General features: G+C 68.0%; 21 protein-coding genes and 3 pseudogenes. 6 read left to right on the plus strand and 18 right to left on the minus strand.

Annotated elements, in window-relative coordinates:
• Positions 1-165: 165 nt before the first annotated feature.
• Both NQ165_RS01705 and NQ165_RS01710 read right to left on the minus strand, forming a co-directional pair.
• Positions 166-411: pseudogene (locus tag NQ165_RS01705) on the minus strand (TraM recognition domain-containing protein); the annotation flags it as partial.
• 168 nt (positions 412-579) lie between these two features.
• Positions 580-933: a MerR family transcriptional regulator gene (locus NQ165_RS01710; RefSeq protein WP_257531708.1), complete on the minus strand. Its 354-nt coding sequence runs from the start codon at positions 931-933 to the stop codon at positions 580-582.
• A 195-nt stretch (positions 934-1,128) separates the two neighbouring features.
• On the opposite strand from NQ165_RS01710, the gene NQ165_RS01715 reads away from it, so the two are divergent.
• A complete protein-coding gene (locus tag NQ165_RS01715; RefSeq protein ID WP_257530692.1) occupies positions 1,129-2,646 on the plus strand; it encodes a SulP family inorganic anion transporter in 1,518 nt (505 codons plus the stop codon).
• Between the two features lie 40 nt (positions 2,647-2,686).
• Here NQ165_RS01715 and NQ165_RS01720 read toward each other — a convergent pair whose 3' ends face one another.
• The 8 genes and pseudogenes from NQ165_RS01720 to NQ165_RS01755 all read right to left on the minus strand — a co-directional run bounded on the left by NQ165_RS01720 (position 2,687) and on the right by NQ165_RS01755 (position 7,996).
• Complete coding sequence (locus NQ165_RS01720; RefSeq protein ID WP_257530694.1) at positions 2,687-3,088, minus strand: arsenate reductase ArsC; 402 nt, start codon at positions 3,086-3,088, stop codon at positions 2,687-2,689.
• Between the two features lie 16 nt (positions 3,089-3,104).
• On the minus strand, positions 3,105-4,097 hold the full coding sequence (locus NQ165_RS01725; protein WP_257530696.1) for a metalloregulator ArsR/SmtB family transcription factor: 993 nt from the start codon (positions 4,095-4,097) through the stop codon (positions 3,105-3,107).
• Complete coding sequence (gene arsB, locus NQ165_RS01730; RefSeq protein WP_257530698.1) at positions 4,094-5,185, minus strand: ACR3 family arsenite efflux transporter; 1,092 nt, start codon at positions 5,183-5,185, stop codon at positions 4,094-4,096. The genes NQ165_RS01725 and arsB overlap by 4 nt, the downstream gene beginning before the upstream one ends.
• The gene (trxA, locus tag NQ165_RS01735) at positions 5,182-5,505 is read right to left on the minus strand and encodes a thioredoxin (RefSeq protein WP_257530700.1); all 324 of its coding nucleotides are present in this window, start codon (positions 5,503-5,505) and stop codon (positions 5,182-5,184) included. Before trxA ends, arsB begins: the two co-directional genes overlap by 4 nt.
• Before the next feature lie 41 nt (positions 5,506-5,546).
• Positions 5,547-5,702, minus strand: a pseudogene (locus tag NQ165_RS01740) (thioredoxin-disulfide reductase); the annotation flags it as partial.
• 186 nt (positions 5,703-5,888) lie between these two features.
• Positions 5,889-6,167 (minus strand): hypothetical protein, encoded by a 279-nt coding sequence (locus tag NQ165_RS01745; RefSeq protein ID WP_257530702.1) that lies wholly within the window; start codon positions 6,165-6,167, stop codon positions 5,889-5,891.
• A 3-nt stretch (positions 6,168-6,170) separates the two neighbouring features.
• Positions 6,171-6,665 (minus strand): annotated as a pseudogene (locus NQ165_RS01750) (GNAT family N-acetyltransferase).
• A gap of 14 nt (positions 6,666-6,679) precedes the next feature.
• Complete coding sequence (locus NQ165_RS01755; RefSeq protein WP_257530704.1) at positions 6,680-7,996, minus strand: NAD(P)-binding domain-containing protein; 1,317 nt, start codon at positions 7,994-7,996, stop codon at positions 6,680-6,682.
• An 88-nt stretch (positions 7,997-8,084) separates the two neighbouring features.
• Between NQ165_RS01755 and NQ165_RS01760 the strand changes: the two genes are divergently transcribed.
• The 4 genes from NQ165_RS01760 (at position 8,085) to NQ165_RS01775 (ending at position 11,309) form a co-directional block, all read left to right on the plus strand.
• Positions 8,085-8,435 carry a metalloregulator ArsR/SmtB family transcription factor gene (locus NQ165_RS01760; RefSeq protein WP_257530706.1) on the plus strand — a complete coding sequence of 117 codons (351 nt, stop codon included), beginning with the start codon at positions 8,085-8,087 and terminating at the stop codon, positions 8,433-8,435.
• 183 nt (positions 8,436-8,618) lie between these two features.
• On the plus strand, positions 8,619-9,386 hold the full coding sequence (locus tag NQ165_RS01765) for a MerR family transcriptional regulator (RefSeq protein ID WP_257530708.1): 768 nt from the start codon (positions 8,619-8,621) through the stop codon (positions 9,384-9,386).
• Between the two features lie 67 nt (positions 9,387-9,453).
• Positions 9,454-10,071, plus strand: coding sequence for a GyrI-like domain-containing protein (locus NQ165_RS01770; RefSeq protein ID WP_257530710.1), 618 nt, complete (start codon positions 9,454-9,456; stop codon positions 10,069-10,071).
• Positions 10,072-10,118: 47 nt separating this feature from the next.
• Entirely contained in the window at positions 10,119-11,309 is a 1,191-nt protein-coding gene (locus tag NQ165_RS01775) for a glycoside hydrolase family 3 N-terminal domain-containing protein (protein WP_257530712.1), read from the plus strand.
• Here NQ165_RS01775 and NQ165_RS01780 read toward each other — a convergent pair.
• The 7 genes from NQ165_RS01780 to NQ165_RS01810 form a co-directional block, all read right to left on the minus strand.
• Complete coding sequence (locus tag NQ165_RS01780; protein ID WP_257530714.1) at positions 11,294-12,184, minus strand: 3-methyladenine DNA glycosylase; 891 nt, start codon at positions 12,182-12,184, stop codon at positions 11,294-11,296. The genes NQ165_RS01775 and NQ165_RS01780 overlap by 16 nt on opposite strands.
• 450 nt (positions 12,185-12,634) lie before the next feature.
• Entirely contained in the window at positions 12,635-13,351 is a 717-nt protein-coding gene (locus NQ165_RS01785; RefSeq protein ID WP_257530716.1) for an SOS response-associated peptidase, read from the minus strand.
• 33 nt (positions 13,352-13,384) lie between these two features.
• Positions 13,385-15,553, minus strand: coding sequence for an alpha-N-acetylglucosaminidase (locus tag NQ165_RS01790; protein ID WP_257530718.1), 2,169 nt, complete (start codon positions 15,551-15,553; stop codon positions 13,385-13,387).
• 11 nt (positions 15,554-15,564) lie between these two features.
• Positions 15,565-16,947, minus strand: coding sequence for a Gfo/Idh/MocA family protein (locus NQ165_RS01795; RefSeq protein ID WP_257530720.1), 1,383 nt, complete (start codon positions 16,945-16,947; stop codon positions 15,565-15,567).
• Positions 16,944-17,813, minus strand: a complete 870-nt coding sequence (locus NQ165_RS01800) for a carbohydrate ABC transporter permease (RefSeq protein WP_257530722.1) — start codon at positions 17,811-17,813, stop codon at positions 16,944-16,946. The genes NQ165_RS01795 and NQ165_RS01800 overlap by 4 nt, the downstream gene beginning before the upstream one ends.
• Entirely contained in the window at positions 17,810-18,697 is an 888-nt protein-coding gene (locus NQ165_RS01805; RefSeq protein WP_257530724.1) for a carbohydrate ABC transporter permease, read from the minus strand. The genes NQ165_RS01800 and NQ165_RS01805 overlap by 4 nt, the downstream gene beginning before the upstream one ends.
• 74 nt (positions 18,698-18,771) lie before the next feature.
• On the minus strand, positions 18,772-20,151 hold the full coding sequence (locus tag NQ165_RS01810; protein WP_257530725.1) for an ABC transporter substrate-binding protein: 1,380 nt from the start codon (positions 20,149-20,151) through the stop codon (positions 18,772-18,774).
• 170 nt (positions 20,152-20,321) lie between these two features.
• Here NQ165_RS01810 and NQ165_RS14630 point away from each other — a divergent pair, with 170 nt between their 5' ends.
• Positions 20,322-21,320: an Lrp/AsnC family transcriptional regulator gene (locus tag NQ165_RS14630; protein WP_257530726.1), complete on the plus strand. Its 999-nt coding sequence runs from the start codon at positions 20,322-20,324 to the stop codon at positions 21,318-21,320.
• On the opposite strand, the gene NQ165_RS01820 is transcribed toward NQ165_RS14630, so the two are convergent.
• Positions 21,310-23,346 (minus strand): PQQ-binding-like beta-propeller repeat protein, encoded by a 2,037-nt coding sequence (locus NQ165_RS01820; protein WP_257530728.1) that lies wholly within the window; start codon positions 23,344-23,346, stop codon positions 21,310-21,312. The genes NQ165_RS14630 and NQ165_RS01820 overlap by 11 nt on opposite strands.
• Positions 23,347-23,435: the final 89 nt, after the last annotated feature.

Raw genomic sequence — 23,435 nt, forward strand, 5'->3', positions numbered from 1 at the left:
AGGGGAGCGGACCGCTCACGCGAGCCGTCCGCGCAGCGTGTCGTTCTGATGCCCGGTAGACGCTGGAGCGGCCGATCTGGCAGAGGTCGGCGATCTCGGTGATCGTCATGTCGCCGTCGGCCATCGTCCAAGAGCTGGCATTCATATGCCGTTGTGACATAGCTAGCGAGAGCCCCACTCCCGCATGCGAGTGACGATCGGCGGTGCGGCTCTCAGCATCAGGAGCGCGGTGCCGTACGGCAGCGTCCGGATGACGTCGGGCGGCATGATCGGAACCCGGCGCGTTGATCGCTGACTCGAGCGCATCGTGGTGATCCCCGTGCCGCCGCCTTCCGCCATCAGGACGGGCAAAGACGGCAGCGGCGCGAGGTTGCCGATCTCATCGAGCGCCAGAAGGAGTGGCGGGCCGAGCCCGAAGACAGTACCTGCCGACGAGGCCGTGGCCTGCGCCCGCATCGCCTACCGGCGCGGCCGGGTTAGAGCCCCTGGCAGCGCCCGATTCGTGATTGAGGCTCAGCTAGGAGGTCTCCGCCCCGGGAACCCTCGATTCGCACCCCATCATTTCCCCGCTCATCCACGTCACAGGCGGTCGAGCAGCTCCACGAACTCGTCCGCCATGGCGAGCTGCTCGGTGAGCTTCTCGCGTCGCAGCGCGGCAGCCTTTCGGATGTCATCGAGTTGGGCACGCAGTAGAGCGTCGTGCGGAGTGATGGCGAGTGCGTCGACGATGTCCAGGAGCTCGCGCATCTCATCGAGGGTGTATCCGAGTGGCTTCATCCGCCGGATGAGCAGTAACCGCTCAACGTCTTTCTCGGTGTAAAGCCGAAAGTTGCCCTCGGTGCGCGCGGACGGCGCCACAAGTCCCGCATCCTCCCAGTGCCGGAGAGTGCGCAACGACAGAGACGTGCGCTCGGTAACCTCACCGATCCGCATGGTTTCCTCGTTGGTCACAGGTCAGCCTCCTGGCGATTCCTCGCAACACTCACGTTACGTTAGAGTCGAGATCGGCGCGGCTCTCGCGCTCGAACTCCCATCTTCCCGCGTCGGACTGACCGACGCCTGCGTGCCGTTGCGCGCCTCCACTCGTTATCCCCGCTCTCACGAGAGAGCCCAACCTTCGGAGGGCATATGACTGCCGTCACCCCCACCCGCGATGCCGCGTCGCGCTATCGCACCGAACCCACCGTCATGCAGGCGCTGCGCAGCCCCCGCCTGCTCACCCGCGAAGTCCTCGCTGGTCTTGTCGTCGCCCTCGCACTGATCCCGGAAGCAATCGCATTCTCGATCATCGCCGGCGTCGACCCCCGCGTCGGCCTGTTCTCCTCGTTCGTCATGGCCGTCGCAATCGCGTTCCTCGGCGGCCGTCCCGCGATGATCACCGCCGCGACCGGCGCGATCGCGCTCGTCATCGCCCCTGTCGCCCGCGAATACGGCATGGACTACTTCATCGCCACCGTCCTTCTCGGCGGGCTCATCCAAGTCATCCTCGCTCTGCTCGGCGTGGCCAAGCTCATGCGCTTCATCCCCCGCTCGGTGATGGTCGGATTCGTGAACGCGCTCGCGATCCTTATCTTCACCTCCCAGTTCCCGCAGCTCATCGGCGTCCCGTGGCTCGTCTACCCGCTCGTTGTCGTGGGGCTGCTGGTCATGTACCTGATGCCGCGATTGACGAAGGTGATCCCCGCTCCTTTGGTTGCGATCGTTCTGCTCACCGCCGCGGTCGTGGTGTTCGCCTGGAATGTCCCGAACGTCGGCGACCAGGGCGAACTGCCCAAGAGCCTGCCGGAGCTGTTCATCCCCAACGTGCCCCTCACGCTCGAAACGCTCCAGATCATCGCGCCCTACGCCCTCGCCATGGCCGTCGTCGGACTGCTCGAGTCCCTGATGACCGCGAAACTCGTCGATGACATCACTGACACTCACTCCCGCAAGACCCGTGAAGCGCTCGGCCAGGGCGCAGCGAACGTTCTCTCCGGTGCCTTCGGGGGCATGGGCGGTTGCGCGATGATCGGGCAGACGATGATCAACGTCAAAGCCTCCGGTGCCCGCACCCGCATCTCGACCTTCCTCGCCGGCGTGTTCCTGCTCGTGCTGATCCTCGCCCTCGGAGATGTCGTCGCCATCATCCCGATGGCCGCCCTCGTGGCCGTGATGATCCTCGTGTCAATCGCGACGTTCGACTGGCACAGCATCCGTCTCAGCACCCTCAAGCGGATGCCGAAGAGCGAGACGGCCGTCATGCTCATCACCGTCATTGCCACCGTGTGGACCCACAACCTGGCCGTGGGGGTCATTCTCGGAGTCATCGCCGCGATGATCATGTTCGCCCGCCGCGTCGCCCACTTCGTCACCGTCACCCGCACCATCGACGACACCGGCGCTACAGCGCACTACGCCGTGGACGGTGAACTGTTCTTCGCGTCCAGCAACGACCTCACCACGCAGTTCGAATACGCGGACGACCCCGAGACGGTGGTGATCGACATGAGCCGATCGCACGTCTGGGACGCCTCTACCGTCGCCGCACTGGACGCGATCGTCACCAAGTACGAGAACCGCGGCAAGACCGTGACTATTGAGGGCCTCAACGACACCGCAGCGGCGCTTCACGGTCGATTGACCGGGAATCTTGGCGCCGGTCACTGACCTCGAAGAGCGCAGATGGGAAGAGAAAACTGAGCGACCGTCACACCAGCTCTGACACCAGCTGCTCGATGCGGACGCGAATCTCGTCGCGGATCGAGCGCACGGAATCGATACCCTGCCCGGCCGGGTCGTCGAGCTTCCAGTCTTCGTAGCGCTTACCCGGGAAGAACGGGCAGGCGTCACCGCATCCCATCGTGATGACAACATCTGACGCCTGCACGGCCTCGGTAGTGAGGATCTTGGGCTGTTCGAGGGTGATGTCGATGCCCACTTCTCGCATCGCCTCGACGGCGACCGGGTTGATGCGGTCGGCGGGCATGGATCCGGCGGAGCGGACTTCGACGCGGTCCCCGGCGAGGTCGCGGAGCCAGCCGGCGGCCATCTGGGAGCGGCCGGCGTTGTGGACGCAGACGAAGAGGACGGACGGTTTGTGGACGGCCATGTGCGATGTGTTTCTTTCAGTCGGTGAGTGTGGTCAGTAGTGCGCGAACGCGGCGCTCGATGTCGTGACGGATGGCGGCCGCGCCTTCGGGCGAGGACAGTGCCGGGTCGCCGACGGCCCAGTCCTCGTAGCGGACACCGGGGATGATCGGGCACACGTCGCCACACCCCATGGTGATCACCACGTCGGCGGCGCGGACGGCGTCGTCGGTGAGCGGCTTCGGGAACGCCGCTTCGGCTGGCCGCTCTCCTTCGATCTCGGCGAGGAGTGCGCGGACGTGCGGGTGCACGTCCGCCGCGGGCGTCGATCCTGCCGAGCGTGCCACGACCTTGCCGTCGGAGAGCCGGTTCACGAGCGCCGCGGCGAGCTGGGAGCGGCCAGCGTTCGCCACGCACACGAACAGCACCTGGGGGCGACCGGTCGTTCGGTCGCGGGTCAGGTCGGCGAGACGCTGGCGGGCGAATCGTTCGGTGAGCGGGATGATGTGCCGGGTCAGCTTGGCCGACCGGACCAGGCCTGCGTAGGACTCCCGGACGATGGCGATGACGAGGTCCCGGCTCAGGTCGGGCAGCTCGTCTGCGAGTTCCTCGGCGAGACGTGTAACGCGCGCGTCCATAGTCTGCAGGGTTTTGGTGCGCTCGGTTTCGTCTTCCACGGTGTCGAGTGCCGCGGCCGGTGCGAACGCGTCCAGCAGCGCGGTGACGGCGCCCCGGCGAGCGGGGGCGATGCGGTAGTAGACCCATGTGCCGCGCCGCTCGGACAGCAGCATCCCGGTCTCTTTGAGCACCTTCAGATGGTGCGAGATCGTGGGTTGGGAAACGTTGGCAAGTTCGGTGAGGTCGCACACGCAGGCCTCACCGCGCGGGTCGGTCGCGATCGCGGAGAGCATGCGCAGCCGCAGCGGGTCGGCGATCGCTTTCAGGGCGCCCGCGACGGTCGTTGCGGCGTCCAGGCCGATGGCGTGGCTGATCGTCGGTGAGCACGTCTCCGTGTCGATCACACCCGTCATGAGGCGCTCCCTTCGTACGGGTCGGTGTGGAACCAGGACCGAGCTGCCCAGAGCGAGACGTAGACGAGGCCCACCAGGACGGGGACTTCGATGAGGGGTCCGACGACGCCGGCGAGTGCTTGTCCGGAGGCGGCTCCGAAGGTGCCGATCGCGACAGCGATGGCAAGCTCGAAGTTGTTGCCTGCGGCGGTGAATGCGAGCGTCGTGGAGCGCGCATACCCCAGGCCGATGCTTTTGCCGAGCAGCAAGCCGGTGAACCACATAAACCCGAAGTAGAGCAGCAGGGGCAGTGCGATCCGCGCGACATCCAGCGGGTTGGCCAGGACTGCGTCGCCCTGCAGCGCGAAGAGCAGCACGATCGTGAACAGCAGCCCGTACAGAGCCCACGGACCTATCGCCGGAAGGAAAGTCTCCTCGTACCAGACGCGGCCTCGACGCTTCTCACCGATCCACCGCGACGCGAACCCGGCGACGAGCGGGACGCCCAGGAACACCAGCACGTTGAGCGCGATCTGCCACACTGACACATCCAGCCCCTGAGCGTCCAGACCGAGCCAACCGGGCAGGACGGTGAGGTAGAACCATCCGAGCACGGAGAACATCACGACCTGGAAGACCGAGTTGATCGCGACGAGCACGGCGGTAGCCTCACGGTCGCCGCAGGCGAGATCGTTCCAGATCACGACCATCGCGATGCAACGCGCGAGACCCACGATGATCAGGCCCGTCCGGTACTCGGGCACATCGGCCAGGAAGATCCATGCCAGGGCGAACATCACCGCCGGCCCCACGAGCCAGTTCAGAATCAGAGAGGAGACGAGCAGCTTCTTGTCGCCCGTGACGGCAGCGACCTTGTCGTATCGGACCTTCGCGAGCACCGGATACATCATCACCAGCAATCCGAGCCCGATCGGCACCGAGATCCCGGCCACCTCCAGCCGGCCGAGCAGATCCGACAGCGCAGGGACGAAACGGCCGAGCAGTAGCCCCCCGACCATTGCGAGGCCGATCCAGAGCGGCAGCCACTTGTCGAGCGTGGAGAGCCGCTTCGGCGCAGTGCGGGCTGCGGCGACGGGCGCGGCGGTCATGCGAGCAACTCCTCGATCTTCGCTGCGATGACGGGCTTCGGGTGCGCGCCGATGAGGACGTCGACCCGTTTCCCGTTGCGATAGAACCCGAGCGTCGGGATCGAGGTGACACCGGCGGACATCATGGTGTCGGGGTTCTGGTCAGCGTCGACCTTGACGATCCTCACACGCCCGTCAAAATCGGCTGCGAGCTGGTCGAGCAATGCCGCGACCTGGCGGCACGGTCCGCACCAGACAGCCCAGATGTCCACCACAACGGGCAGATCGGAGTTGAGGACCTCGTCGTGGAACGTAGCGTCGGTGACGGTGAGAGCGGTCACGCAAAGACCTCCTGAGCATTGGTCGGGTAAGCAGCTTCGATGTTCTCGACCTCGGTCGTCGTCACCAGGGCACCGCCCGTCGCCACCGATCCCGCGATCGCCACGGGCGGCAGGTTCGCGCGAGCAGCGTAGATCGCGGCCGTGTGTCCTGCCGGGCCAGACCCGATGGTGACCAGCTCCGCCTCTTGTTTCGACATGCTTCTATATTGAAGGATCTCGAATCAGCAGCCAAGCTCACCGAGCGTTGGTCACCCAATGTTCAACTTGCAGCTCTGGAGGCGTCATAGCTTCTCCAACCCGGCTGTGCGTCAGGTACATGAATCTCTATCCGAGATCACAGGGAAGGCTCTTGATATGAACGCAGGGTGAGCGCACGACGTCAGTCAGCGGGCGAAGTTCCCGGTTCTCCGTGCATGGTCACCGAGGGGCGTGAGGCGGTACCCGTCCGGACCCGCCGCAACCCATTCGAGATTCTCTAGCCGCCACAGAGTCTCGGCCGCCATGCGAGGAAGCGCCTGGCGGTGCCGGGGACTCGCGGTGGAGCGCGCGGCTGCCCAGGCGGTCACGATGCGTTCCGGCGCGACCGGCCCTTCGGTGGCGATGATGTCGAGAATGAGTCGCCGCACACTGGTGAGGTGCCTGCGGATCTGCGTGTCGTCCATCGGCTAGCCGATGCCGTTTCGTGCGCTGCGCCGCTCGACCAGGACCGTGTCGCGCCACTGCCCCGCATGGGCGCCCATCTCGGATCGGGCGACCCGCTCGCGTCGCCCGATCACGCGAAACCCCATCCCTTCGTGTAGCCGCAGGCTCCCGGCGTTCTCCGGGAAGATGCTCGATTGGATGGTCCACACTCCGGCGGTCTCTGCCGCGGCGATGAACTCGCCGAGGAGTTGCCGCCCCACCCCGGATCCGTGCTATGCAAGATCGATGTACGCGGAGTGCTCCACGACGCCGCGGTAGGCGGGCCGCGCGGAGACCGGGGATGCCGCCACCCATCCCATCACCCGGCCCGCTTCGTCGGTGGCGACCAGCCGCATGGTCGCGAGTCTGCCCGCGTCGAAGGTCTGCCAGGTGGGCGAGGCGACTTCGAACGTCGCCTCGCCCTCCTCGATGCCCTGCGCGTAGATCCGCTCGACATCCGGCCAATCCGCGGGCGTCATCTCACGGACCCGGATCACGAGCAGCATCCACCCCCGTTGCCGGCGTCGGTCGAGCACACACCCGTTGCGGGAATGACAAGGTCGACCTGGGATGCTGAGGCGGTGTCTCCGGCGAGCCATGCCGTGACGGAGCGAACCTGCTCGTAGCCGGTGGCGAGCAGGAAGGTCGGCGCGCGCCCATATGACTTCATGCCGACGATGAAGAAGCCCTGCTCGGGGTGGGTGAGCTCACGGAACCCGTGCGGTTCGACGGTTCCGCAGGAGTGGACGTTCGGGTCGATGAGCGGAGCGAGCCGCTTGGGCGCCTCGACGATCTCGTCGAGGTCGAGGCGGATCTCGCGCAGCATCTCGAGGTTCGGGCGGAACCCGGTGGCGTTGACCACGATGTCGGTGTCGTGGGTGACGACCTCGCCGCGGCGGTGACCGACCAGTTCGACGGCCTCGCCGCCGCGACGCGCGCGAATGATCTCGAATCCGTCGATGAGTGCGATGTCACCGCGGTCGACGGCCCGGTCCACGCGGCTTCCGAGGTCCGCGCGTCCGACCAGCTGGTCATCCGGCGAGGAGGAGACGCGTACTGCCTTCGCGTTGCGGATCATCCAGGTCACCGTGGTGCCGGCTTCCTCGCGCGCGAGCTTCACCAGGGCGAGCAGTGTGTTCGCGGCGGAGTGCCCCGCGCCCACGACGGTGATCCGCCGGCCCGCGAACATGGCCCGGTCCCTGCCGAGCACGTCGGGGAGAGCAGGCGTGACTCGGTCGGTGATGTCGCCCATGCCCAGTAGCTCCAGGCCATTGGAAGACAGCGAGTTGGGAGAGAGGTAGGTGCCCGATGCGTCGATCACCGCGCGAGCGGCGATGTCCTGCACCTCGTCGTCTGCGGTCCTGATCCGTACGGCGAACGGGGTCGCCGCCCGGCGCGCTGTGCGGGTGCGGTCCATCCCCTCGCGAGATACGCCGATCACCTCAACCCCGAGGCGGATGCGGGAGGCGAGCTCGTCCAGCGCCGCGAGCGGGACGACGTACTTCTCCACCAGCTCCGCACCGGTCGGTGCACGCTCCGGGTCGGGCAGCTGCCACCCGCGCTCCTCCAGCAGCCGACGGGAGGCGGGATCCACCAGGTGCTTCCACGGAGAGAAGAGTCGGGTGTGTCCCCACGAGCGGACACTCGCCGCCACGTCACCACCCGCTTCGAAGACAAGGAAGTCGATGCCGCGCTCGGCCAGGTTCGCCGCGGCGGCGAGCCCGATGGGCCCACCGCCGATGATCGCCACGGGCAGAGTGAAAAGTCGACTGTCCTCAGTGACGCGGGGTGTCAGGTCGAGCAGGGTCACAACATCCTCCAACAGATATCGATGAACTTCGATATTTTGAATCTTCGAGCATCTATCGACATCTGTCAATATCGACTATCCTCGATGTATGACCTCGACGCTCGACGTGACCGACATCGCCGCCGGGGCGTGCTGCACGCCCCTGATGCGGGAGCCGCTGACAGCCGAGGAGGCTGAGCAGCTCGCTGCAACCATGAAGGCACTCGCTGACCCTGCCCGCCTGCGTCTCCTGTCGATCGTGGCCGCGTCCGAAGACTCGGAAGCATGCGTCTGCGACCTGATCGAGCCGGTCGGCCTGAGTCAGCCGACCGTGTCGCATCATTTGAAGATTCTCACCACCGCCGGGTTCCTCACGCGGAGCAAGCGAGCCACATGGGCGTACTACAAGTTGGTGCCTGGCGCGCTCGACCGCGTCTCACAGCTCCTCGTCGCCTCGTGAGCCGGACGATTCCCTCCGCAACGGGGAGTTTTCGACGGCGTGGGACTTTCTGCGGTCGTCGTCGGGTCCGGCCGCCGCGCAGCAACTGTCGCCGGGAGACGTCGGGCTGCCGCTGTTCGAGGACGCGTCCCGCCCTCGGCCGGCCAGTAGCGTGATCGACGAGGGAAGAGGAGGGGAGTAGGGATGCCGTGGAGCACGAGTGAGCTCGGCCATATCGCCGGGACGACGGTGAACACCATTCGCCACTATCACCGCGTAGGGCTGCTCGAGCAACCCGAGCGGACCCACAACGGCTACAAGCAGTACGACGTGCAGCACCTGGTCCGGCTCCTGCGCATTCGTCGGCTCGTCGCACTGGGTCTTGCGCTCTCGCAGATCCCGGCCGTCAGCGCGGGCGAGGAAACCAGCACCGAATCGCTGCGCGAGCTCGACGCCGAGCTGCAGGCGAGCATCGAGCGGCTCGAGCAGGCGCGCGCGAGCATCGCCGCCATTCTGCGGGACAAGGCTCCCGCAGACGCCCCCGCGGGGTTCGAATCCGTGGCATCCCGCGTCTCGGAGACGGATCGGTCCGTCCCGCACCTCTACACACGGCTGCTCGACGAAGACGCGCTGGACGACGTGCGCAAGATGGTGGAGGACGACCCGGACGATCTCAGCGCAGCGCTCGAGCAGCTGCCGGCCGACGCGGACGAGCGGGCGCGGGACGCCCTGGTCGCACGATACGCGGAGGTCTTCACACAGAACTTCCACGACTATCCGTGGCTGAGGGAGCTGCCTTCGGCGGGGCTCACCCGCCGGGGAGCGGTGGTTGCGCAGGCGCTCGGCGAGGCTGTGCCGGAGCTCTACAACCCCGCCCAGCTGGACGTGCTGCAACGGGGCGCCGTACTCGCCATGGGCCGAGTGCTCGCCGTGCCCGAGGACAGGAGCGGCGCGACCGAACGCGCGGGATGATCGGCCGCGCCTGCCTGCGGCTATCAGGGGAGCGCGCGAAGCCGTCGCGTGCCAGGATCAGGGCACGATGAAAGTCGACTTCACGAAGACGATCGATGCCTACCGGGCGAAGGCGGGCGTCTTCCGCATCGTCGACGTGCCGCCCCTGCGCTACCTCGCCATCGACGGGGAGGGCGATCCGAACACCTCCGCCGGGTTCGGCGACGCCATCGCCGCCCTTTACCCGGTGGCCTACAAGCTGAAGTTCGCGAGCAAGGGGCGGCTTGACCGGGACTACGTCGTGCCACCGCTCGAGGCGCAGTGGTGGGCGGACGACATGGCGGCCTTCACCGAGCGCCGCGACAAGTCGGCGTGGCGGTGGACGGCGTTGATGATGGTGCCCGAATGGATCGACCGCGAGATGATCGACGATGCCGTCGCGGCGGTCGCCGCCAAATCGCCTGCGCCCACCGCTCTCGAGCGGCTCCGGTGGGAGACCATCGCGGAGGGCAGGTGCGTGCAGACCCTGCACATCGGTTCGTTCGACGACGAGGGGGACGTGCTCGCGCGGATGCACGATGAGTTCATCCCCGGTGAGGGCCTGCGCATGACGGGCAGGCACCACGAGATCTACCTCAGCGACTTCCGCAGGGTCGAGCCCGCGAAGCTGCGTACGATCCTGCGCCAACCCGTCGTCCCCGTCTGACAGCAGCCGCCCAGCCCGCTGTCGGAGGCCACCCGTACACTGGCCGCATGCCGCGCGCCGTGAGACTTCTGGCGATCGCGGCCGCCGCCGTCGCAGTACTCGGGGTGGTAGCCGCGCCTGCCGCCGCCACCCCCGATCCCGACCCCGCGTCCGCGGGCGTGAGGGTCGCGCCCCCGGACGCGGCGGCGACCAGCGCGCACGCGCAGCGGCTGGTGTCGGCGATGTCGACACGCGAGCGTGCGGCATCCGTGGTCATGGGACACATCCCCACGACGGATGCAGCCGCGCTGCGCGAGTACATGACGGCGACAGGGCTGGGCGGGTTCATCCTGATGGGGGCGAACATCCCGGCCGACGAAGTCGCGCTGCGCGCGGTCACCGACGCCTTGGTCACCGACCCTGCCTTGCCGCCGCTCATCGGCATCGACGAGGAAGGCGGCGACGTCACCCGACTCCCGTGGGACGACCTGCCTGGAGCCGCCACCCTGAAGGACGCTCCGACGCCGGTGACGGAGGAGGCGTTCACGGCACGAGGCGCGCTGCTGCAGCGCGCGGGTGCCACCGTCAACTTCGGCGTCGTCGCCGATCTCACCGCTGACCCCGGCAGCTTCATCTTCCGCCGTGCGCTGGGCACGACGCCCCAGAGCAGCGCCGAGCGGGTCGCAGCCGCCGTTCAGGGCGAGCGAGGGAGCGCGGCGAGCACGCTCAAGCACTTCCCCGGACACGGTGCGGCACCGGGGGACTCACACCACATGCTGCCGACGACGGATCTCTCCCGTGACGCCTGGGAGAAGGCGGATGCCGTGCCGTTCCGGGCCGGCATCGATGCGGGAGCCGAGCTGCTCATGTTCGGGCACCTCATCTACACAGCGGTGGATGCCGAACCGGCCACGATGTCGGCCGAGTGGCACCGCATCGCCCGCGAGGACCTCGGCTTCGACGGGGTGGCGATCACCGACGACCTCGGGATGCTGCAGAACACCGGAGAGGCGCGGTACGCCGACCCGGTCGCCAATGCCGTCGCCGCCCTTGCCGCCGGCAACGACATGGTCATGGCCGTCATGCTCTCCGATGCCGGGACAGCCGGGCGCATCGTGGACGGCATCGCGGCCGCCGTCGACAACGGGACGCTCGCGGCGGAGCGGCTGGAGGAAGCAGCGACCCGCGTCACCCTGCTGCGGCTGCAGCTCGCGCCGGGCGGTCTGCTTCCCTGTCCGTCGTGTCAGGCGGTCGGCTGAGCCGGCTTCCACGCCGCGAGGATCGCCGCACGCAGCGCATTCGCGCGCTCAGCGAACCCGCGCTGGCGCCGGACATACTCGGCCTTGCCCTCGGCGGTCTCGATGGCGACGGGCATCACACCCCAGTCGGCGAGGTCGTACGGTGAGGCGGCCATGTCCAGTTCGCGGATCTCGCGGGCCAGGGTGAAGGCGTCCAGCAGCAACTCGCCGGGCACCAGCGGGCCGAGCTTCACCGCCCACTTGTACACGTCCATGCCTGCGTGCAGGCACCCCGGCTGCTCGCGCTGCGGCTGGTCGGCGCGCGTGGGTGTGAAGCGGTTGCGGGGTACCGCGTCGTCGGTGAAGAACCGGAACGCGTCGATGTGGGTGCACCGCAACTCGTGCGCCTCGACGACGGCATCGGTCCCAGACGAGCCGAGGCGCAGCGGCACGGCGTGACGCGGGTGCGGGGCGCGGTAGACCATGGCCCACTCGTGCAGCCCGAAGCATCCGAACTGGCCTGGGCGCGCGGCGGTCAGCCGCAGCATCCGCTCGCAGAGGGTCGCCAATTGCGCCTTCTCCGTCTCGAACCCCCGGGCGTCCACGCGCAGGCTCCCCGCGTCGGCGCCGGGGGCGTACCAGCGCCACCCGGCCCGCTCGGTGTCGGCGGCATCCGCCAGTTCGACGCCGGCTCCGGGATGCCAGCGACGCAGCACGGCCGGCTTGTACGCGTAGTACGTGTAGAGGAAGTCGTCGACCGGGTGGGTCTCGCCGCGAGCGACGCGGGCCCGGCGGCCGGCGGTGAGCGCGTCGGCGCGATCCTGGTGCGCGCGCTCGCGCTGCTCCCATTCCGCCCGCGGCAGCACCGTTGCGGTGGGCGCGGCGAGCGTGGTCATCCTTCGAGCCTACGCGCGGACGCGGGGTCGCATCGGTCGGGGCCGTTGCGGGGATGCGGAGATCCGCCCGGGCGGCGTGGCATCCGCTGCCGCGATGCGGAGATCCGCCCGGGTGCGGACGGTTGCGGGTGGTTCGGTCCGCGTTTCGGCGGATGTCCGCATCTCGGCGTGGCATCCGTTGCCGAGATGCAGTGATTCGCCCAGGCGGCGTGGCATCCGTTTCCGGGATGCGGAGATCCGCCCGTGCGGCGTGGCATCCGTTTCCGGGATGCGGAGATCCGCCCGGGTGCGGACGGTTGCGGCTGGTTCGGTCCGCGTTTCGGCGGATGTCCGCATCTCGGGCGCGAGAGCGGCCGCAATCGGGTGCGCGAGAGCGGCCGTAACCGAGAGCGCCCGAACACGCGCAACGCCAGAAGGCGCTTACGCGCCCACTCGCCACCGCCCCGCGGGTCAGTCGACCGGTTCGATGAGTGCGGGGGAGTCGTTCCGGACGTTGCCGACCGCCGCGGACACCGGATGATCTTCCAGGGTGTCGGCGAGGGCGGGAGCGGCATCGATGGCGGCATCCAGCAGATCGCGGACGTTGTGATCGTCGGTGTCGGTGTCGAGCCAGGCGTCGGCGAAGTCACCGTCGATGAACAGCGGCATGCGGTCGTGGATCGAACCGAGGTGCCCGATGGAGTCGCGCGTGAGGATCGTGAAGCTCAGCAGCCACCGCTCGGGGTCATCGTCCGCCTTGGCCGGGTCCTTCCACCACTCGTAGAGGCCGGCGAAGAACATCGGCTCGTCATCGGCAGGGTGGATGTAGTGCGGCACCTTGCCGCCGTCGACCTGCTTCCACTCGTAGTAGCCGGATGCCGGCACGACGGCTCGGCGCTTGATGAGGGCGTTCCGGAACATCGGCTTGTCTTCGAGCTCTTCTGCCCTGGCATTGAACGCACGGGAGCCGATCGACGGATCCTTCGCCCACCCGGGCACGAGGCCCCAGCGGGCGGATTCGAGTCGGCGCGTGGCGGGCTCGGTCTTGGCGGAGTCGAGCACGATCGCCGCCCGCGCCGTGGGCGCGATGTTGAACGACGGTGGGGGCAGCACATCGCCCTCCACGTCGACGCGCAGGACGCCGACCAGTTCGGATGCCACATTGGCGACGACGAAGCGACCACACATGAAAGCCAGCGTACGCGGGGCCTCCGACGCGAGTCAGTCGTCCAGCCTGTCGAGCGCCGCCGTCGCCACGGCGACAGGGGATACTGACGACGCATCGTCGCTGCCGACGGCGTTGCGCCACGCCTCTTCGATGTCGACGATCTGGGCGCGCAGCGACGCGACGCGCGGCTCCGTCCCGCTCTCAGCCGCTGCCGCAAGCCACCGCGCCCAGGCTTCCCACCGCGGCAGGTACAGGTCGCGAATCAGTCCGGACCAGTGGCGCCCGGAGTAGTCGTGAAGCCCGCTGGTCTGGTGGCCCCAGACGGAGACCAGGCTGCGCGCGTCGCGCTCCAGGACGTCTGCCTCCTCCGCGGTGTCCGCCCACGACCGCGCGGCGTCGATCCAGGTCGACGCGCGCGACTCGCCGCGGGTGGCAGCCAGGGCGTCCAGATCCAGCAACGAGCTCCGCAGGCGTGCGGCGTGGGCGCGGATGCCGCCCGCGTCATGACGGGCGGACGCCGCGAGGATCTCGCGTATGTGCACGCGCGTCCGCTGCGCGATCACGTGCCCGACCAGCTCGACGAGGTCGTGTTCCAGCGCATCCGGGCAAGGCGGCGACGCCCCGGCGAGGTCGATCAGCAGCCGCGCCGCCCGAGACACGCGCGGCAGATCACCGAGGACCGCAGGGTCGTTCTCCGCATCGATGTTGGCCGACATGCGCGACGGCTCCGGCGGCAGTGCCTCGCCGGCCAGCCGCTGCGTGGCGAACGGAGCACCACCGCTCCACGGACGCGCGAACACCGGTGACGGGATCGACCGCGTCCGACCGGGGGCATACAGCGTCTCGGACAGAAGGCGCCATGCCTCCTTGGCCCGAGCATCGTCGAGGCCATAGCGCTGCACGGCGAATGCGTCGAGCCAATGCTCGAACCCTTCCTGGTTCCACGCGAGGTCGGTGACGAGCTCGTAGAACACGGTGTTGTTCTCGATGGCCTCCGGCGCCAGCCCGATTCCCTCGAGTCCTTCCGGCTGCTCCTGCGTGAGCTCGCCCACGTCGCGAACGACCCCTGCGAGGTCGCCGAAGAGAGCGAATCTTCCTCCAAAGTTGTGTATCGCCGTCCAGATCCAGCGCCGGCCGTGCATGCCGCCTCGCCACATGGGGGCGTGCTCGCCCCAGAGATCGATCAGCAGGAGACGATCGTGCGGGACTCCGGAGAGATACGCTTCGACGCGTTTGGGGGTCCAGAAGCCACGGTGGTAGTGGAACGGCCAGCCTTGGAGCAGCCAGGTCCCGTCGGGGTACACGTTCGAGATTGCTCGGTGTACACCCCGGCCCGCTGCGGCCAAGGCCTCGGGTTCGGCTGACGGGGGAAGTGATTCGATGTATGGGTCGACGGCGATCACGGGCTGAGCGCCCGGATCTCCGAGCAGCTCGCGCTGCACGCCGAGGAAGGTTCTGACCAGATCGGCGTACTCCGCAGAAGACGGCTCGAGCATCGGCGTGCTCCAGCCCTGCCACTCGATCTGGTCCGCATCGGGGCCGGCAAGTGAACGCGGCACGTGTCCGCCCGTCAACGGCAGCACGGGGGTCATGCCCAATTCACGACACCGCGTCAGGATCCGCCGGGCCAGCTCGACCCGACGCCGCGCCCAATCGGCGGGCAGCGGCCCGCCGAAGTCATGCATTCCACCCATCGACATCCATGGCGTGTGGGCGGCGCTGCCCACCCACGCCCGCGCTTCCTCCCGTGACACTCCCGAGCGAGCCAGCGTCTCCTCGAGGACGACGTCGTACGCCGTGAGGACGAACGGGTGGGTGATGCCGTGCAGCGCCATCCAGTCGAGCTCCTGCTCCCAGCGGTCCCAGTGCCAGAAGGGGGTCGAGTACGCGTGGGTGACGACGTTGAGGTGGTACCGGATCCGGAACGGCGTGCTCAGGGTTATCAGAGGGGCATCTGGCCAGGTGACCAGCGTCGGCTGTAGGCGCGGCGACTCCCACGTGATGCGACGACCGTGATGCTGGAGATACCGCGCCAGCGCGGTTGCCGCCGCGACCGCATCACTGCCGCGGATGGTCAGGACGCCGCCGGCAGCCTCGTACTCCGCGGTCGCCGCATTACCAGGGCGCACCGGGACCCGCTCGACGCGTACGCATTCGGCGTCGCCGCCGATGCGCAGAACGATGCCGCGCAGCGCCTCGCTGAGATCGCCGGCATCCGTCATCGCGTGAGGACTCACTCTGCTGAAGAAGCCGTGAGGCCGAGACCGAGCGCATCGACCCAGGCGGCGAAACTGACCGGTGCACCGCTCACCCGTGACTCCTCTGCCGCGAAGGCGATGAGGTGGCTGTCCATCGCGGTGTGGAACGACAGTTCTCCCGCCCCGACCGTGCCGTTCCCGAGTGCGTCGACGAACTCCGCCATGAAGCCCGCGTCCCCCCCGGCGTGCCCGGCATGATCCCCGAGGTCCCCGCCCGGCACGACGACGGTCAATGCGTGGCGCGTGTGTCCCATCGGCTTCATCACGGTGGTCTCCTGGTGGGCTAACACGACGTCCGGCGGCAAGGTCGCCCGCGGTGAGAACAAGTCGACCACGAGTTCACCGCTCTCCATGTGCCCTGTGAGCTGCCCGGCTGAACCCGTGATGGCCACCACGCGCGTGTTCTCAGCGGTGAAGGCCGACGCGGTCAGGGTGGCTGTCAGCCCGCCGGGATAGAGCATGGTCGTCTGCTGGTGATCGGCCACATCGTTGTCACTGCGGAAGACGCAGCGGCCGTAGTCGCCTGTGCGCAGCGCCTTGAGTCGACCCGCCACGGACGTGTCGTCCCCGAGCAGATGAACCGGATGCCCGTGAACGCCGGCAAGAGCGTCGACGTAATAGCGCGGGGCGAAGAAGGGGCAGGTGTCCGCCACGGGGCATCCGTCGAGACAGAAGGCCGGGGCGCCCTTCGGCGCGTTCTCGGGTCGGAACCAGGACAGCCCTCCGATGCTGTACACGCTTTCGGGAGGACCACCCGCAATCCAGCGGATGAGGTCGAGGTCGTGCGAGGTCTTGGCGAGGACCATTGCACTGGACGTCGCGCTGTTGCGCCAGTTGCCGCGCACGTAGGAATGCGCGAAGTGCCAGAAGCCGATGTTCTCTCTCACCTCGATCGTCATCAGCTGACCGAGTGTGCCAGCATCGATGATCTGCTTGATCGTGCGCCAGAACGGTGTGAAGCGCAGCACATGTCCGATCGCGAGACGAGCCGAGACCTTGCCCGCATGGATCGCCAGGCGTTCCAGCTCCACGAGCGTGGGCGCTGCCGGCTTCTCGAGGAGGAAGGGCAGGTCGGCGTCCGCGACGGCGATGGCCACATCGACGTGCATGGCGTCGGGGACGGCGATCACTACGCCGTCCACCTCGAGGCGAGCGAGGTCGGGGATGACCTCGCGCCAATCGCCGTACTCGACCGCGCCGCCGGCGGCGGTGGCCAGCGCGCGCCGTCGCGTCTCATCGGTGTCGGCAACGGCGACGACCTGCGCGCGCTCAGGGTGGTCGATCACCCACCGGCCGTATGCGTCGCGACCGCGACCACCCGCTCCGATGATGACGATCCGCTGAGGGGTCGGACTCATTTCTCCGCTCCAGAGGTCAGACCGTCGACGAGGTACCGCTGCGCGACGAAGAAGAGGATGACGATCGGCACCGTGACCGCTATGGATCCGGCCAGCAGCACCGAAACGGGCACGTTGAAGTCGGCCAGTTGCGAAATGCCCAGTGGTGCCGTCCACAGTGCACGGTCCTGCACCAGGAAGAGCAGGGCGTAGAAGTACTCGTTCCACGCGATCATGAACACATAGATCGCCGTTGCCACGACGCCCGGGAGGGCGACCGGGAGCACGACGCTCCGCAGCATCTGGGGGAGGGTGGCGCCGTCGATGGTGGCGGCTTCCTCGATGCTCTCCGGCAGCGCCAGGAAGTAGTTGCGCATCATGTAGATGGACACCGGCACCGTCGTTGCGACGTACACGAAGAAGAGGCCGACGAGCGAGCCCGTCAGCCCCGCCCGTGCCAGCAGCACGAACAGGGGGACGGAGAGCACGATGCCGGGGAACAGGTAGATCCCCAGGATGATGGCGTTGACGACGTTGCGCCCGCGGTAGCGCAGGCGCGCGGCGGCATAGGCGCCGAGGATCGACACGATGATCGAGAGCACGACCGTGGCTGCGGCGACCACGAGCGAGTTGAGCACGAAGCGGCCGAGTCCGAATCCGCCCTGCGACTGATCGAGCATCGCCGTCGAGTAGGCGCTGAAATCCAGCTCGTCCCACGACGGCAACAGATCCAACGGAGCCTGGACGATGGCCGAGTACGGCCGCAGCGAAAGAAGGAACCCGTACACGACGGGACCGATCGATATCACGAGCGCGACCCCGATGAGGATGAAGCGCCCTGTGATGGCGGCTCGACTCGGAGCGAGCGGGGATCGGGGGCGGCTCATTCGACGTCCACCTTCCTACGCGATAGGGCCACGTACACGACGAGGAGCGCCACCAGGACCACCGACATGAGCAGGCCATAGGCCGCGGCACTGCCGATGTCGGCGCGGGTGACGAGCTCGGTGTAGACCTTCAGCGCCATGACCTGGGTGCCGCCTGCGCCCTCTGTCAGCAGGTAGATCTCACTGAAGCTCTGGAATGTCCAGATGAAGCGCAACAGGCAGAGGAGCAGGATGACGCCCTTGAGCTGGGGCAGGATGATCCGCGTGATGACCTGGAAGCCGTTCGCGCCATCGAGCGCGGCGGCCTCCTCGATGCCGGGAGCGACACCCTGCAGACGTGCGGTTATGAAGAGGAACGCGAGCGGCGCAGACGACCAGATCTCAAAGAGCACGACGACGAGCAGCGCCAGCGGAAGCTCGACGCCGAAGACCTCGTAGCGCGCGGTGTTGAGGAATCCGATCGCGGTGTCCCAGCCGAGAACCTCGCGCCCGAAGGCGTTCACGATCCCGTACTGCGGGTTGAGCATGGTCTGCCAGATGGTTGCCGCAGCGATGAGGGGGAGAACGTAGGGGACGAGCAGCAATGCGCGCACGATCCCGCGTCCGGGGAACGGCCGGCGCATGGCCAGCGCGAGCACCAGGCCCACGGTGACCGACCCGACCATCGTGAGGGTCGCGTACAGCAAGGTCGTTCCCAGCGCATTCCAGAACGAGGGATTGCGCAGAGCACGGGTGAAGTTGTCGAGCGTCCAGTCGATCGGCTGCGTGCCGAGACGGGGGATGTCGACGAGTCTGATCTCGCTGAACGCGAAGACGAAGACGAGCAGCAGCGGCAGGATCGACGCGAACAGGATGACGACCAGGGTCGGCGCTGTGAGGATCAATCCATTGCGGTTCTCCCGCCGGGGGCGGCTGAGCTGCCGCCCCCGGGTCGGACGAACTGCGGGTGGGGCCTGGGTCACAGCCCGGCCTGGACCTCTTCGACGGCGGCGCGCATGGCGGCGGTCACGTCCGCCGCGGGGGTCCCCGCGTAGAGCTGATCGATCTGCGCGGCGAGCACGCCCTGACTGGAGACGAGGCCCGCAAGCGTGGCGTCCTCGGTCCCCATGCCCCACAGTGACACCGCGTTGATGCCCTGCTCGATAGCCGTGGTGAAGTCCTCGCCGTACAGGTCCACCGACGTCATCTCCTGACCGGGGCCGATGCCCAGGCCGCCCCATGCGGACACGAATGCGGTCGGGTCCTCGGCGGTGCCGTTTCGCAGCGGGATGCGGCCCTCGGTGGCGACGCCGAGCGTGTCGACATAGCCGGTGCTCATGACGTACTCGATGTACCGCTGAGCTGCCTCGACGTTAGCGCCGGTCGGGATGCCGTAGGCGAGCATCGCGCCGTACTGCGCGGGCTGGTCTTCATCGAGCACGGTGATGAACTCGGTGTTGTCAGCGAGGAACGTCGGGGTCGCCGCGCACTCCGGGCAGGTGGCGGGCGTCGCGGAGTCGAGACCTGCGAGCTCATCGAGGATGTGCGTCGAGAACAGGAGCATCGCCGCGTCGCCATTCATGTAGGTCGCGCGGGCGCTCGTGACATCGAAGTCGCCGGCGACGGAGGAGTTGCGGAGGGCGAGGAACTCTTCCGCTGCGTCCGTGCACTCGGCGGAGTCGATGGCGATCTCACCGTCGACCACCAGCTCGCAGCCGGCGCTCTGGAACAGCGACTGGATCCCCTCGGTGGCCGACGCGGTGCCGGCCTGGGTGCCGAACGCGAGGCCCGTAATGCCGAGCTTGTCCTTGATCGCCGTCGCGGCGTCCGCCAGCTCGGAAAGGCTTGTCGGGACCTCCACCCCGGCACTGTCGAGCAGGTCGGCGCGGTAGGCGATGACGTGGGTCCAGCCGTCGCTGGGAACGGCGGAGATTTCGCCCTCAAGGGTGACCGCGTCGATCGCGCGCTCGTTGAACGTCTCTGTGCCGAGCGTCTCCACGACGGCAGAGGCCGCGCCGGTATCGAGGAGGCCCTGTGACGTCCAGGCGCCCGCCTGCGTCGAGGTGTGGAGGATCACGTCGGGGACGTTCCCGGACGCGGCGCCGGTCACCAGAGCCTGATCCTGGTCAGCTCCCGCCATCGGAACCACATCGACATCGATGCCGGTCTCTTCCGTGAAGGCGGCTGCAACTGCCTCTTGCGCCGCGAGCCGCTCAGGCGTGGTCTGGGGAGTCCAGAACGTGACCGACTGCTCGGCGGCCGGTTCCTGATCCTGTCCGCCGGAGCATCCGACGAGCAGCGCAAGCGCGGCGACGGCCGCGAGGGGTGCCGCGGTGCGCGGCCGGAACGTGTGGGTCATATCTGTCACTCTCGTGTCGGGCGCAGGCGCCGCAGCAGATGTGAGCGGCGGAGATCGCCACTGCACGATTACGCCGATCTTGGCGATGGATGACGGCTATCGACGACATTTGCGACTACGTTGCAAGATATATGTCCTGCTCACCCTATCCATGAGTCAAAGGTGCATCCGTGGATGATCTCGATAAGCGCATCGTTGGAGCGCTACTGGCGTTCCCCCGTGCGAGCAACGCGCAGGTGAGCGAGGTGGTCTACAGCTCGGAGGCGACCGTCTCTCGCCGCGTGGCGAGATTGCTCGGCGAGGGAACGGTGCGGGTCGTCGGCGTGCTCGATGGGGAAGCCACGCGGCGTACCCGATCGCTGTTCGTCCGGCTCCGTTGCCGTCCGGGCGAGGCCTACCGATCAGCGCAAAGCCTCGCCGCCTGGCCGGAGTGCGGCTCGGTGAAGCTTCTCAGCGGCAGCGTCGACTGCATCGCAGAGATCAGCTACGCGACGAACGAGCACCTCCTCGCGATCACCATGGAACAGCTGCCTGCCCTCGACGGCGTCCTCGCAGTCTGGAGCAACCAGGTGATCCGTCGGTTCGCGACTCCTCACAGCTGGTTGCCCGCTCTCCTGGCGGACGAGCTCGTCGAACGGCTGCGCAGTCAGCGGTTGGACCCCTGGCATGATCCGCTGCCGGATCGGACGGCCACGACGGACGCCCTCGACGAGCGAATCGCGGGGTTCCTCGCGCGCGACGGACGTCTCGGCTGGCAGCGGCTCGCCGAGCTGTGCGGCGCCAACCCCGTCACGGTGCGGCGGCGGACCGAGACGATGATGGCGTCCGGCGCGCTGCGGATGCGCACCGTCGTGGAACCCGATCGGATCGGGCTGCCCGTCAACGCCTTCGTCTCGCTCAACGTCAACCCGACGCAGCTCGGGCACGCCGGACAGCTCCTCGCGGAGCATCCTGCGGTGCTGATGATGGCGGCGACGACGGGGGATCGCAACCTGTGCGGGGAGGTCGCATTGCCCTCCGATGCCTCCCTCTACACGTTCATCTCGGACACCGTCGGCAGCCTGCCCGGTCTGCAGCATGCCGACGTCGCGGTCGCGCTGCAATCCGTCAAGCGTGCGGGATTGGCGAGGACGGCGCCAGGCGACGTACGCGCAGAGCTCAGACCGTGATGCCGCGGATCACACCGTCCTGCGCCCCGACGATGAGCTGTCGGCCGACGATGACCGGCGTCGAGAAGGTGTTCGCGGTGAACAGCTGGCGATCCACCGTGACCTCGCCGGTCGCCGGGTCGATGGCGGTGAGCTGTCCGCCGACGCCGACGAGCCACACCCGCCCGCTCCGCACGTCTCGCACCGGTCCGGCGTTCACCGCCCGAGGCACAGCCTGTGCACTCCAGAGCCTCACTCCCGTCGCCGGGTCGATGAGATCCACGACGCCCCATTCCGTCGTCAGCAGCAGGCCTCCGTCCGGAAGGGCGACACCCGGTGCGTAAATGTAGCTTCCGTCGAGGCGCCATCGCTCCGCGCCGGTGACGGGGTCCACGGCGATCGCGTTCGTCACGGTGCTGAAAAGCACGGCTCCGGTCGGAAGGACCTCGATCCAGTCGTCCCACGGGCCGTAGATCAGTTGCCGGTAGGTGTCTGGCCTGGTGTTCGTGAGCACCGACCATAACGGGGCCCCGGTATTGAGATCGTAGGCGTAGCCTCGCCCATCGCCCGCTCCCACGTACACGCGACTGCCGTCCGACTCGGCGCGCCCAGCAGAGAGTCGTGGCACCTCGGACTCCCACAGCACCGCACCTCGGGCGTCGAGGCAGAACAGGCGATCACCGGCTGCGACGACGACGCGGTCAGCGCCGCCGACGTTGAACACCGCCGGCGTGGACATCACGGGACGGCTGAGGTCCGTTCGCCAGCGGGTGGTGCCGCGGGCGGCATCCAGTGCGGTCAGCGTGTGGTCCGCCGAGGGCACGATCACCATGGACCCATCCGTGGTGAAAGCCGTTGCGCGGTGGACCGCTCCGAGGTTGCGCTCCCACATCACGTGCCGGGCAGCACCGGTGATGCGCAGGGCGGTGACGTTCCCCGCCGTGGACGCGGCGACGACGGTGGTGCCGAAGGCGGCGAGCGCACCCTGGATCTGTCCGCCGAGTGCGAGTTCCCACTTGGGCATCGAGATCGATCGTCCGCGCCGCTCCACCGTGACCGTCTCGTGCCAGAACGCGCCGCTCGCATCAGCGGCTCGGAACCTGATGCGATGTACCCCTGGCGGCAGTGCGGTCGCGTCGAGGGCGCCGCTCCATGACCCGCCGGTGCGGTTCAGGGGAACCCATTCGCGGTCGCCGACAGCGCCGAACAGCTCCTGCGCGTACAGCTGAGCGGAGACGTCCACCGCTCCCGGGCCGGCGATGGCGCTGAGAGCGACGCGGTCGTGCTCGATACGTGCTCCCGCGCGCACCGGTCCTGCCGTCTCGCCCGGTCCGGCGTTCAGGGGGATCTCAGCGAGGAGATCAGCGGTGGGCGCATCGGCATCCGAAGCTCCGAGGGTGACCTGGTCCACGACCAGGACCCGCGCCAGCCCGTCGGCCCGCTCGGTGACGCGCAGGTAGAACGGACCACTGCGGGTGTTGATCGCCGCGACCTGGGTCAGCCCGTTGAAGCGGTCCACTTCGTTGCGATGGATGTGACCTGCGAAGATTCCACGCACCGGGTAGGGCTCGATGGTGCGCAGCAGCGCATCGGCATCGTTGACGTAGTGGTTGCGCCCGGACAGCGGGTAGTGCAGGAACATGATGCTCGGCATCGCGCCCGCGCCCTCGAGGTCGCGCCGGATCGTTTCGAGGTCATCGCCGAACAGGCCGGGCTCCTGAAGGAGTTGAGTCGGGTCGAGCGCCAGGAAGTGCACGCCGCCGACATCGAAGCTGTAGCTGGTCGGCCCGAACCAGCGGCGGAACCGCTCCCTGGCCGTGACGTCCCAGCGGATCTCGTGGTTCCCCGGGGTATGACGGATCCGATCCCACAGCGCGGCCGGGATGGATGCGCGATACGCCTCGAATCCCGAATCGTCGCCGAAGTCGGTGATGTCCCCGCAATGCAGAACGAACTGCGGGTCCTCCGCGGCAACGGCGGCGAAGACCCGCCGGAGGTTGGCCATCCTGTCGGCTTCTTCGTCGTTGGCGTGTGTGTCTGTCAGCACCACGAACCTCAAGGGGCTGGCGCCTGCGCCGGTCGGTGATGCGCCGACGGCAGTACCCGGCCAGAGGCCAGCATCGGCCGCGACCATGC

The organism is Microbacterium sp. zg.Y1084, from assembly GCF_024623595.1.
GTDB lineage: Bacteria > Actinomycetota > Actinomycetes > Actinomycetales > Microbacteriaceae > Microbacterium > Microbacterium wangruii.